The organism is Streptomyces sp. DH24 (assembly GCF_029813775.1).
Classification (GTDB): Bacteria; Actinomycetota; Actinomycetes; order Streptomycetales; family Streptomycetaceae; genus Streptomyces.
The window spans coordinates 201,073-211,828 of sequence record NZ_JARVKW010000008.1; the positions used below are offsets into that span (position 1 = coordinate 201,073).

11 protein-coding genes and 1 pseudogene are annotated in these 10,756 nt (G+C 70.5%); 8 read left to right on the forward strand and 4 right to left on the reverse strand.

Translation table 11 applies throughout. The features are described 5' to 3' along the window. Positions 1–12 precede the first annotated feature (12 nt). Both QC282_RS09485 and QC282_RS09490 read right to left on the reverse strand, forming a co-directional pair. Complete coding sequence (locus tag QC282_RS09485; RefSeq protein ID WP_279548809.1) at positions 13–654, reverse strand: superoxide dismutase; 642 nt, start codon at positions 652–654, stop codon at positions 13–15. Positions 655–792: 138 nt separating this feature from the next. Next, positions 793–2,181: an amino acid permease gene (locus tag QC282_RS09490; RefSeq protein WP_279548810.1), complete on the reverse strand. Its 1,389-nt coding sequence runs from the start codon at positions 2,179–2,181 to the stop codon at positions 793–795. A 374-nt stretch (positions 2,182–2,555) separates the two neighbouring features. Between QC282_RS09490 and QC282_RS09495 the strand changes: the two genes are divergently transcribed. After that, positions 2,556–3,137 (forward strand): biotin transporter BioY, encoded by a 582-nt coding sequence (locus tag QC282_RS09495; RefSeq protein WP_279548811.1) that lies wholly within the window; start codon positions 2,556–2,558, stop codon positions 3,135–3,137. 190 nt (positions 3,138–3,327) lie between these two features. Here the strand turns inward: QC282_RS09495 and QC282_RS09500 are convergent, their stop codons facing one another. Next, positions 3,328–4,812: an amino acid permease gene (locus QC282_RS09500; RefSeq protein WP_279548812.1), complete on the reverse strand. Its 1,485-nt coding sequence runs from the start codon at positions 4,810–4,812 to the stop codon at positions 3,328–3,330. A 206-nt stretch (positions 4,813–5,018) separates the two neighbouring features. Here QC282_RS09500 and QC282_RS09505 point away from each other — a divergent pair, with 206 nt between their 5' ends. Together QC282_RS09505 and QC282_RS09510 are read left to right on the forward strand one after the other, a co-directional pair. Beyond that, the gene (locus QC282_RS09505; protein WP_279548813.1) at positions 5,019–5,504 is read left to right on the forward strand and encodes a ribose-5-phosphate isomerase; all 486 of its coding nucleotides are present in this window, start codon (positions 5,019–5,021) and stop codon (positions 5,502–5,504) included. 75 nt (positions 5,505–5,579) lie between these two features. Next, positions 5,580–6,398, forward strand: coding sequence for an Fpg/Nei family DNA glycosylase (locus QC282_RS09510; RefSeq protein WP_279548814.1), 819 nt, complete (start codon positions 5,580–5,582; stop codon positions 6,396–6,398). A 262-nt stretch (positions 6,399–6,660) separates the two neighbouring features. On the opposite strand, the gene QC282_RS09515 is transcribed toward QC282_RS09510, so the two are convergent. Further along, on the reverse strand, positions 6,661–7,896 hold the full coding sequence (locus QC282_RS09515) for a GNAT family N-acetyltransferase (protein ID WP_279548815.1): 1,236 nt from the start codon (positions 7,894–7,896) through the stop codon (positions 6,661–6,663). Between the two features lie 162 nt (positions 7,897–8,058). On the opposite strand from QC282_RS09515, the gene QC282_RS09520 reads away from it, so the two are divergent. From QC282_RS09520 to QC282_RS09540, 5 genes and pseudogenes are all read left to right on the forward strand, one after another. Further along, positions 8,059–9,234, forward strand: a complete 1,176-nt coding sequence (locus QC282_RS09520) for a PP2C family protein-serine/threonine phosphatase (RefSeq protein WP_279548816.1) — start codon at positions 8,059–8,061, stop codon at positions 9,232–9,234. A 133-nt stretch (positions 9,235–9,367) separates the two neighbouring features. Beyond that, the gene (locus QC282_RS09525) at positions 9,368–9,694 is read left to right on the forward strand and encodes a hypothetical protein (protein ID WP_279548817.1); all 327 of its coding nucleotides are present in this window, start codon (positions 9,368–9,370) and stop codon (positions 9,692–9,694) included. Positions 9,695–9,746: 52 nt separating this feature from the next. Then, the gene (locus tag QC282_RS09530; RefSeq protein WP_279548818.1) at positions 9,747–10,061 is read left to right on the forward strand and encodes a pore-forming ESAT-6 family protein; all 315 of its coding nucleotides are present in this window, start codon (positions 9,747–9,749) and stop codon (positions 10,059–10,061) included. A gap of 50 nt (positions 10,062–10,111) precedes the next feature. Further along, positions 10,112–10,501 carry a DUF6507 family protein gene (locus QC282_RS09535; RefSeq protein WP_279548819.1) on the forward strand — a complete coding sequence of 130 codons (390 nt, stop codon included), beginning with the start codon at positions 10,112–10,114 and terminating at the stop codon, positions 10,499–10,501. Then, positions 10,498–10,756 (forward strand): annotated as a pseudogene (locus tag QC282_RS09540) (hypothetical protein); the annotation flags it as partial. The gene QC282_RS09535 and the pseudogene QC282_RS09540, both read left to right, overlap by 4 nt.

The following is a 10,756-nucleotide window of genomic DNA, read 5'->3' on the forward strand; positions in this document are numbered from 1 at the left end:
TTCACGGGCCCGTCAGGGCGCGAGCAGCAGCACGTCCGCGCGGGACTTCGCCGCCTCGTAACGGCGGGCGACGTCCTGCCAGTTGACGACCTGCCACATCGCCTCGACGAAGTCGGCCTTCTGGTTCCTGTACTGCAGGTAGAAGGCGTGCTCCCAGGCGTCGAAGACGAGGATCGGGGTCGAGCCCTGGCCGACGTTGCCCTGGTGGTCGTAGACCTGCTCCACGATCAGCCGCCCGCTCAGCGGCTCGTACGCGAGGACGCCCCAGCCCGAACCCTGCGTGGTCGCGGCGGCCTTGGACAGCTGCGCCTTGAACGCGCCGAACGATCCGAAGGACTCCGCGATGGCGTCCGCCAGGTCGCCCACCCCGTCGGCGGCCAGGGGCTCGCCGCCGCCGTCACCCGTCATGTTGTGCCAGTAGATCGAGTGCAGGATGTGGCCGGAGAGGTGGAAGGCGAGGTTCTTCTCCAGGCCGTTGACCGAGCCCCACTGCTCCTTGTCCCGCGCCTCCGCGAGCTGCTCCAGCGTGTCGTTGGCACCCTTCACATAGGCCGCGTGGTGCTTGTCGTGGTGCAGCTCGATGATCTCGGGGCTGATCACGGGCGCGAGCGCGGAGTAGTCGTACGGGAGTTCAGGAAGCGTGTAGACGGGCATGGCGGGTTCCCCTCCGGACCTCTTATTGCAAGTAGCTTGCAACTGCACATTAGCAGCAGCAAGTGGGGGTGGGTGGTCCGGGCGCACGAAAAGGCCCTCGCGTGTCGTCACGCGGGGGCCTTCGGTGGCCGGGGCGGGTCAGTGCTTGGCGCGCGCCTTCTGCCAGGCGTAGCCGACGGCCGCGAGGAACAGCGTCATGCCGCCCGTCGAGTACAACTGCACGCGGGTGTCCGCCTCACGGGCCATCAGGAGGAAGATCGCCGCCATGCCGGCCAGCGCCAGCCAGGTCAGCCACGGGAAGCCCCACATCCGCACGACCAGCTTCTCGGGCGCCTCGCGCTCCAGTTGCCGGCGCAGCCTGAGCTGCGAGACCGCGATGAAGATCCAGACGACCAGGATGACCGCGCCGATCATGTTCAGCAGCCAGGAGAACACGTCGTCCGGACGCCAGTAGCTGAGCAGTACGCACGCGAAGCCGAACACGGAGGACGCCAGCACCGCGAGCCGCGGCACCCCGCCGGACACCCGGCCCAGCGCCTTCGGACCCTGGCCGCGCTCCACCAGCGAGTAGGCGATGCGCGAGGAGCCGTAGATGTTGGCGTTCATCGCGCTCAGCAGCGCCACCAGCACGACCACGTTCATCAGCTGCCCGGCGCCCGGGATGCCGAGCTCGTCCAGGGCGGCCACGTAGGGGCCCTTGTCGACGACCTCCTTGGAGTCCCACGGCACGAGCGTCACGATGACGGCCATCGAGCCGATGTAGAACAGGGCGATGCGCCACATCGCCGTGCGCACCGCGCTCGCCACGCCCTTGACGGGGTTCTCCGACTCGGCCGCCGCGATGGTGACCGTCTCCAGGCCGCCGTAGGCGAACACCGACGCGAGCAGGCCGATCACCAGGCCCTCGCCGCCGTTGGGCAGGAAGTCGGTGAGGTTGCTCGCGCCGGGGGAGTCCGTGCCGGGCAGGACGCCCGTGATCGCCAGCACGCCGAGCACCAGGAACAGGCTGATCGCGAAGACCTTCAGCGCCGCGAACCAGAACTCGAACTCGCCGAAGTTCTTCACGGCGGCCAGGTTCGTGCCGCAGAAGACGACCATGAACAGCGCGACCCACGCCCACTCGGGCGTGCCCGGCAGCCAGCCCGTGACGATCTTCGCCGCGCCGATGCCCTCCAGGCCGACGGCCGTGCACAGCAGCACCCAGAACGACCAGCCCGCCGTGAAGCCCGCCCACGGCCCGATCGCCCGCTCGGCGTGCGCGGAGAAGGAACCGGACGACGGATACGCGGCCGACATCTCGCCCAGCATGCGCATCACCAGCATCACGAGGAGGCCGGAGAGGGCGTAGGCGAGGACGATCGACGGCCCGGCGGCGGCGATGCCCGCGCCCGAACCGACGAACAGTCCGGCGCCGATCACCCCGCCCAGGGCGATCATCGACAGATGGCGCTGCTTCAGGCCGTGGGACAGCGAGGCGTCCGCCTCGGAGGACGCCGGTGACGGCGTCTGCGTGGAGGTGCTGGGCATCAGGGCGCTCGTCCCTTGCGTGAGATGGGCAAAACGCCGACAGTCTGGTGGGCGCGTCCGCTCAGAGCGAGGACTTGTTCAGCATCCGGACGGCGACGATACGGAGCGTGCAAGTCCGATTACCCGGCCGGTGTGCGACTCGCCGAGATCGTTTTGGCGAAACCCTACAGTCGCCGCGCACGCTTCCCGGGTGAGCGATGCCTCCCCGCCTCCGTGACCGGCGTCACGCCCCCGCTGGTGTAACCGGCGGTCGTTGTCCGGAGCCCACCAAGCGGCGGTTCGCTCCTTTGTCGACCGCTGACGGTGATCCGCCGCGCGGCGCTGGGATAGCGTCGCCGTGTCCCAACATGCCCACATCACCTCGCGGAGACCCCATGAGCACCGCTGCCGCCCCTCTCAGCTCCGGACAGGTCCTCGCCGACCTCCTCCCCGCCTCCCGGGTCCGGGACGCCGCGCTCGTGGTCGGCGGCGCCGCGCTCACCGGGCTCGCCGCCCAGATCGCCGTGCCCGTGCCGGGCTCCCCGGTGCCGGTGACCGGCCAGACCTTCGCCGCGCTGCTCGTCGGCACGGCCCTCGGCGCCGGACGCGGCTTCCTCTCGCTGGCCCTGTACGCGCTGGTCGGCATGGCGGGTGTGCCGTGGTTCGCGGGCGGCACCTCGGGCGCGGCGGCCCCGTCCTTCGGCTACATCCTCGGCATGATCCTCGCGTCCACCGTCGTGGGCGCCCTCGCCCGCCGCGGCGCCGACCGCTCCGTACTGCGCATGGCCGGCACGATGCTGCTGGGCGAGGCGATCATCTACGCCGTCGGCGTCCCCTACCTCGGCGTGGCCACCGGCATGTCCGCCTCCGCCGCGATCGCGGCCGGTCTGACGCCGTTCCTCATCGGCGACGCCCTCAAGGCCGCCCTCGCCATGGGCGTGCTGCCCACCGCCTGGAAGTTCATCGGCAAGCGGTGACCCGCTGAGAGTCCGCGCGCGGTGCGGGGAGACCCGGCGCGCGCACATGAGGGCCGGGACGGCGGCGAGCCGTCCCGGCCCTCACGTCTGTGCGTGAACCGGTGACCAGGTGAACCGGTGGCCCGGTGACCAGGTGAAGAGGAGAACCGGTGAACCGGTGAACCGGTGAACCGGAGGACCTGCGGGGCCGTCAGCCCGTCGAGACCTTGTCCTGGTCGCCCGCCGCCTCGGCCGGCGCGGCCCCGGTGGCCGGACGCCCGCCGCGCATCCTCTCCTTGAGGAAGGCGATGGCCAGCACGACCGCCGCGACCAGCAGCGACAGCAGCACGGTCTTGCGGCCGTCGTGCTCGGTGTCGGTCAGCATGTAGCCCAGGACGAACACGATGAGTCCGGCCGTCGCCCAGGTCAGGTACGGGTACAGCCACATCCGCACGACCAGCTTCTCCGGCGCCTCGGCCTGGATGATCTTCCGCATCCGCAGCTGCGAGAAGCAGATCACCAGCCACACGAACAGCGCGACGGCGCCGGAGGAGTTGACCAGGAAGAGGAAGACCGAGTCCGGGAACTTGTAGTTGAAGAACACCGCGACGAAGCCGAACACGACCGACGCGATGATCGCCGTACGCGGCACACCCTGGCCGGTGGTCCGCGCGAACGCCTTCGGGGCGTCGCCGCGCTCACCGAGCGAGAACGCCATGCGGGAGGCCGTGTAGAGGCCGGAGTTGAGGCAGGACAGCACCGAGGTCAGCACGATGAAGTTCATGATCTGACCGGCGTGCGGGATGCCGAGGGAGTTCAGGGCGGCCACGTACGAGCCCTCGTCGGTGATCGACTCGCTGTCCCACGGCAGCAGGGACACCACGACGAAGATCGAGCCGAGGTAGAAGACGGCGACGCGCCAGATGATGCTGTTGGTGGCCTTGGTGACGGCCTGCTGCGGGTTCTCGGACTCACCGGCGGCCAGCGTGGCGATCTCGCTGCCCATGAAGGAGAAGACGACGAGCAGCACACCGGTGAGGATCGCGCCGGGCCCGTTCGGCAGGAAGCCGCCGTGCTCCGTCAGGTTGGCCAGACCGGCCTGCTCGCTGTCGACGCCCGGCAGCAGACCGAACACGGCGAGCCCGCCGATGACGATGAACGCGGCGATGGCGACGACCTTGATGCCGGCGAACCAGAACTCGAACTCGCCGTAGGAACCGACGGAGACCAGGTTCGTGGCGGTCAGCACCACCATCACGATGAGGGCCCACGCCCACTGCGGCACGGCCGGGACCCAGCCCTCCAGGATCACCGCGCCGGCGGTCGCCTCGACCGCGAGCACCACGACCCAGAAGAACCAGTACAGCCAGCCGATGGAGAAACCGGCCCAGTTGCCGAGCGCACGGTCGGCGTGCGCGGAGAAGGAGCCGGAGGTCGGGTTGGCAGCCGACATCTCGCCGAGCATCCGCATCACCAGCACCACGAGCGTGCCGACGAGGGCGTACGACAGGAGGATGCCGGGCCCGGCGGTGGCGATGCCGGAGCTTGATCCGACGAACAGGCCGGCGCCGATCACACCGCCGATGGCGATCATCGACAGATGGCGGTTCTTGAGTCCGGCCTGGAGGCCGTTCCCGGTGTCACCGGGACCCGGGCGGCCGCTTTCGGCCTTGAGGACGGTCGGCTGCGAAGTCATGGGGAGGTATTTCCTTTGCGCCGTCGAGCAGATTCCCGCACAAGCGGTGTACGAGCCGGTCCAGTGAAACTGAGGGTCACAGCTTGGGGAACCCTTGGAATCCAGATTGTTACTTGAGCTTTCCCTGAGGTTCTGTCGTGTTGCTCACTCTTTCCGTGGAGGCACCCGACGCCGCACCCCGGAAACAGCCGTGTCACACTCGTCCCATGCGCGTGTATCTCGGTTCCGACCATGCCGGCTACGAACTCAAGAACCACCTCGTCGAGTGGCTCAAGGCAGCCGGTCACGAGCCCGTCGACTGCGGGCCGCACATCTACGACGCCCAGGACGACTACCCGCCGTTCTGCCTCCGCGCCGCCGAGCGGACGGCCGCGGACCCGGACGCGCTCGGCGTCGTGATCGGCGGCTCCGGCAACGGCGAGCAGATCGCCGCCAACAAGGTCAAGGGCGTCCGGGCGGCCCTCGCCTGGAGCACCGAGACCGCGGAGCTCGGCCGCCAGCACAACAACGCCAACGTCATCGCCGTCGGGGCGCGCATGCACTCGTCGGACGAGGCGACGAAGTTCGTCGAGGCCTTCCTGGCCACCCCGTTCTCCGGCGACGAGCGCCACATCCGGCGCATCGACATGCTGGCCGCGTACGAGACGAACGGCGACCTCCCGCCGATCCCGGCCCACCACCCGCAGCAGTAACGGCACCGGGAACCGGGACAGGTCCGTGCCCCGACCGAGTCGGACGGGGCACGGGCGGAAGAAGGAGAGTCACCCGTGCCTGAGGGGCACACCATCCACCGGCTGGCCCAGGACTACGCCGCAGCCTTCGCCGGAGCGCCCACGCGCGTCACCAGCCCCCAGGGCAAGTTCAGCGACGCCGCGGCCCTCCTCGACGGCACCGTCCTGCACACCGCCGACGCCCACGGCAAGCACCTCTTCCTCGGCTTCCGCGACCCCGGGCACACCGACTGGGTCCACATCCACCTCGGCCTGTTCGGCAAGGTCGCCTTCGGCCCCGCCCCGGCACCCGCACCGACCGACACCGTCCGCCTGCGCCTGGCCAACGGGACGGCGTACGTCGACCTGCGCGGCCCCACCACCTGCGCGCTGATCACGGACACCGAGAAGGCGGCCATACACGCCCGTCTGGGCCCCGACCCGCTGCGCGACGACGCCGACCCGGCCGCCGCCTACCGGCGCGTCTCCCGCAGCCGCACGACGATCGCCGCCCTGCTCATGGACCAGAAGGTCATCGCCGGAGTCGGCAACGTCTACCGGGCCGAGGTGCTGTTCCGGCACGGCATCGACCCGTACCGCGCGGGCAGGGACATCCGGCCCGCCGAGTGGGACGCCCTCTGGGCCGACCTCGTGGCGCTCATGCGGGAGGGCGTCCGCAACAACCGCATCGACACCGTCCGCCCCGAACACACCCCGGAGGCGATGGGCCGCCCGCCCCGCGTCGACGACCACGGCGGCGAGGTGTACGTGTACCGCAGGGCCAACCTGCCCTGCCACATCTGTGGCGGCGAGATCCGCACCGCCGGTCTCGCCGCCCGCAACCTCTTCTGGTGCCCGCGCTGCCAGCAGGCCTGAACCCACACCGCCGCCCGGCGGCCACGGCGCCACCGGACGGCCCACCGGACGGCCCAGCGGGCTGCCCACCTGGCCCCGACGCCCCCGGCGCGTTAGGCGCCGCGGAGGCGGGACGGCGTACGGGGCGCCGCAGAGGCGGGACGGCGTACGGGGCGCCGCGGAGGCGACGGCAGGTGCGAGGCGACGGCGGGGTGCGAGGCGCCGCGAGGCGACGGCGGGGTGCGAGGCACCGCGGAGGCGGGACGGCGCGCCAGGGACGGCGTCAGAAGCCGTGCGACAGCCAGGGCGCCACCGTGGAACCGAACCCCACGGCCGCCTCCGTCAGCGCCCCCTGCCGCAGCTCCCGCACCCGCCCGGCCGCGCCCAGCGCCGCCAGGCTCACGCCGCCGAGATAGGCGGCCCCCAACTCCCGCACCGTCAGGGCCAGATCCGCCGCGTCCTCGGTGCGCTCGCAGGACGCGCCCTTCGCGTCCCCGGTCAGCCGCCAACGCCCCGTGTTCCAGGGGCAGAAGGCGTCCTCCACCTCGAACACGACGTCCACCGGCGCCTGATACGTCCGCGCCCGAAGCGCGGCCCCCACGTCCACCAGACGCACGTACAGCTGGTCCCGCGTCCGGGGCCGGCACCGGCGGATGTCGGACACCAGGTACTGCCAGGCCTCGTCCACCGGACGCCCCCGCACCACCAGCGTCGTCGTCAGGTCGATGCCGAACAGGAAACGCCACAGCGCCGCGTCCGCCGCCGGGTCCAGCGCGTCCAGGTTCTGCAGCACCACCGTGCCGTTGTGCCCGGACTCCTCCCAGCCGAGCTTCACCCGGAACCGGGCGTACCCCACGACCCGCCCGTGCCGCTCGGCGACCACGCACTGCAGCGGCGACGCCCCGTCCCGCTCGCTCTCCGGGTCCAGCACCCCGACCCGCTCCCAGCCCGGCATCCGCGCCGTCATCCCCGGCCGCCGCGGCACCAGCTCCGCGTACACCGCCTCGCACGCGTCCAGCACGTCCTCGGGCGCCGCGTACCGCAGCCGTACGTCATCGGTGCCGGGCGGCACGGACAGCGTCGTCCGGCTCGTGTCGATCTCGGCGCCCCGCTGGAAGGACGCGGCGTCGTACCCGAACCGGCCGTAGATCGCCGGCTCGGACGCGGTCAGCAGCGCGAGCGGCTCGCCCAAGGAGCGGATGTCGTCCAACTGCCGCCGCATCATCGCGGTCAGCACCCCGCGCCTGCGGTGTGTCCCGGCGACGCTGACCATCGTCACGCCCGCCGCCGGCACCGAGGCCCCGCCGGGCACCGTCACGCGGAAGCTGAACGCGCCCGCCGTACCGACGCATTCGGAACCGTCCCAGGCGCCCAGCGACCGGTCGAGCTCCGTCAGCGCGTTCCACAGCTCGCGTTCCTCGGGCGCCTCCGGGACCCCGCTGAAGGCCCGGATCAGGGTCTCGTACCACTTGTCCCATTCGTCCTGCCGCAGCACCCGCAGGTCGGTGTCAGTCCCCATGCAGCATGCGTACCAGGGTGCCGCCGGACGAGCGAGGGAATTTCTGTCAGGTTGCGGCGCGACGGCTTCCCGTGAAGTTCACTGTGAAGTCGGTCCTCGGACGGGGGACAAGGAGGACCTCCCGTGCCAAGCGACTGGTCGGATGGATAGGGTCCCGAACTAATGGCAGCAGGACGGGAGCGGCGCGCGGCCGCCGACACGTTCACGGCCCGGTGGAAGAAGCAGTGGCACCGGGTCCGCACCGGCCTGCGCAGAAGCGCCGTCGACTACTTCCGCGGCGGCGGCTCCGACTGGGTCCCGCTCGTGGGTCTCCTCCTGACCATTCCCGTGATCACGACGGCCACACTCGCCAACGCCGTGTGGATCTCCCCGGCCGCGCTGGTCCTGCCGATCGTCGCGGGCGGCCTCGTACTGCGCCCCGCCAGCCTGCTCGGCCTGTACGCCGCGGCCGCCACCGCCCTGATCGTGGAGACCGTGAGGCTCGGCCCGTACACCGAGGGCCCCTCCCGGGTCACCCCCGGCGTCGTCCTGGTCGTCGCCGCCTGCGGCTTCTTCGGGCTGCTCCTCGCCCAGTTCCGCAGCCGCGTCGGCGTGCCCTGGCGGCGCGGCGGCACCATGCTCTTCGACCTCCGCGAACGCATCCGCGTACAGAGCAAACTGCCCAAACTGCCCGAGGGTTGGCACCGCGAGATGGCGCTGCGCCCGGCCGGCGGCCAGTCCTTCTCGGGCGACTTCGTCGTCGCCGCCCGCACCAACGGCGGCCGGACCCTGGAAGCCGTCCTCACCGACGTCTCCGGCAAGGGCATGGACGCGGGCTCCCGCGCGCTGCTGCTGTCCGGCGCGTTCGGCGGCCTGCTCGGCTCCCTGCCCCCGCACGCCTTCCTCCCGGCCGCCAACGGCTACCTCCTGCGCCAGGACTGGGACGAGGGCTTCGCGACCTCCATCCACCTCGTCCTGGACCTCGACTCGGGCGACTACGAGCTGTACTCCGCGGGCCACCCGCCGGGCCTCCAGCTCAGCGCCGGCAGCGGTCGCTGGGAGGAGAAGGCCGCCGAGGGCCCTCTCCTCGGCGTCTACGACGGAGCCCAGTTCGACTCCGTGAAGGGCAGCCTGCGCCCCGGCGACGTCCTGATGCTGTTCACCGACGGCCTCGTGGAGACCTCCGACCGCGACATCGTCGAGGGCATCGACCGCCTCACCGGCGAGGCCGACCGCTATGTCGCCGGCGGCTTCCACGGCGCCGCCTGGCACCTCATCGAGGCCGTCGCGAAGGACGTCAACGACGACCGGGCGCTGCTGCTCATCTGCCGCGAGGGCCCGACGGCGACGGTCCGCTGACAGGGTTTGTCACTGTCCTGTCCTGCTTCTGTCTCCACCCCCGTTGCCCGATTGCGCGAGTGTTCGAGGGGTTGGTAGAGATGAGTTACGTACTATTTGGTCCACGGAACCCAACGGGGGAGGCGAGTTCTCAATGAAGTTCGACATGGGCGCGCAGACGCTCTCGACCCTGCAGCGCGACTCGCGCGGCGCGAGTGACGACCTCGGCAGCCTGGTACGGCAGTTGGTGCAGGCGGCGCAGCCGCTGGAGGGCAAGTTCAACGGCTCCGGCCGGGCGATGTTCGACCAGTTCAAGGCGCGCGCGGACCAGATCGCCAACGACCTGAACGGGTCGCTGTCCGCGATCCTGGGCGGTCAGGCGGGCATGGACTCCGCGTTCAGCTCGGGTGACCAGGAGCAAGGTGACAACGCGCGGCAGCAGATGGCCGCCGCCAACTTCGACGCGGCGCGCTTCCGCTGATCGCGGCGCAACTCGGGTTTTTTCTCATTTCGTTCACGGGGAGAGGTTTCTGATGGCTGGTGCGGGTGCGGACCGCAGGTCGTACGACACGGGTGCGTCTGCTGACGCCCAGACCAACATTCAGTCGGTGATCGGCCGGCTGGAGGAGGTCATCGGTCAGCGTGACCGGCAGGTGAAGGCGGCGATGGCGGACTTCACGGCCGACGGCGTGGCGGACGAGTACCACGGCAAGGAACAGCGGTGGAACAAGGCCTCGCAGGAGGTCAAGAACATCATCCACCTGCTGAAGACGACGCTGGAGAAGAACGACGGTACGGCGCAGTCGACGCTCCAGCGCGCCAAGGCCGCGGTCGACAACATCGGCTGAGCGGGCCGGACGTTTTCTGTTCCATGTAGGAAATCCACGGGGGTTGGGTTGTGACCGGCTGGGATCTGAAGCCGCAGGGCATTTCGGGTGTGCTGAAGACGACGGGCGAGACGGCGTCGAAGTTCGAGACGTACGGGAAGAACTTCGGTGATCATCTGACGTCGGCCGCGTCCAGCGCGGGCACGATCTCCGCGGAGGGCGGCGGGGGCGGGGGCGGTGAGAAGGCGCAGGGCGGCCTGGTCGCCCTGGCCCTGTCGCAGTACGCGGAACGGGCCTCCAAGGACCTGCAGTTCGTGGCGGCCCGTGCGGGCAAGTCGTTGCAGGGTGTGGTCGACGCGACGACCGCTTATCTGAACGGCGATCAGGAGATGGCGGCGGAGGCGCAGCGCAAGACGCTGGCGGCGCCGAAGATCGACATGCCCGGGGTGGGCAAGTCGTGATCAAGCCGGACCAAATCCCGCAGTTCACGGGCGATCTGGCGCAGTTGGAGAAGGATTACGCGGCCCTGAAGAAGGACGCGGGGAACATCCGCAGTGCGGGCAGTGACGTCCACACTCAATTCCAGGGCCTGTCGGCGTACTACCAGGCGCCGGAGGCGGAGAAGCTCTTCGCGACGACGAAGCCGGTGAAGGACAGGGCGGACGGTTTCGCGGACGATCTGGAGAAGGTGTCGTCGGCGCTGTCGGAGTACGCGA

Coding starts and splice junctions, on each gene's coding strand:
- QC282_RS09485 (WP_279548809.1), bottom strand. CDS start 654: ATGCCCGTCTACACGCTTCCTGAACTCCCGTACGACTACTCCGCGCTC.
- QC282_RS09490 (WP_279548810.1), bottom strand. CDS start 2,181: ATGCCCAGCACCTCCACGCAGACGCCGTCACCGGCGTCCTCCGAGGCG.
- QC282_RS09495 (WP_279548811.1), top strand. CDS start 2,556: ATGAGCACCGCTGCCGCCCCTCTCAGCTCCGGACAGGTCCTCGCCGAC.
- QC282_RS09500 (WP_279548812.1), bottom strand. CDS start 4,812: ATGACTTCGCAGCCGACCGTCCTCAAGGCCGAAAGCGGCCGCCCGGGT.
- QC282_RS09505 (WP_279548813.1), top strand. CDS start 5,019: ATGCGCGTGTATCTCGGTTCCGACCATGCCGGCTACGAACTCAAGAAC.
- QC282_RS09515 (WP_279548815.1), bottom strand. CDS start 7,896: ATGGGGACTGACACCGACCTGCGGGTGCTGCGGCAGGACGAATGGGAC.
- QC282_RS09520 (WP_279548816.1), top strand. CDS start 8,059: ATGGCAGCAGGACGGGAGCGGCGCGCGGCCGCCGACACGTTCACGGCC.
- QC282_RS09525 (WP_279548817.1), top strand. CDS start 9,368: ATGAAGTTCGACATGGGCGCGCAGACGCTCTCGACCCTGCAGCGCGAC.
- QC282_RS09530 (WP_279548818.1), top strand. CDS start 9,747: ATGGCTGGTGCGGGTGCGGACCGCAGGTCGTACGACACGGGTGCGTCT.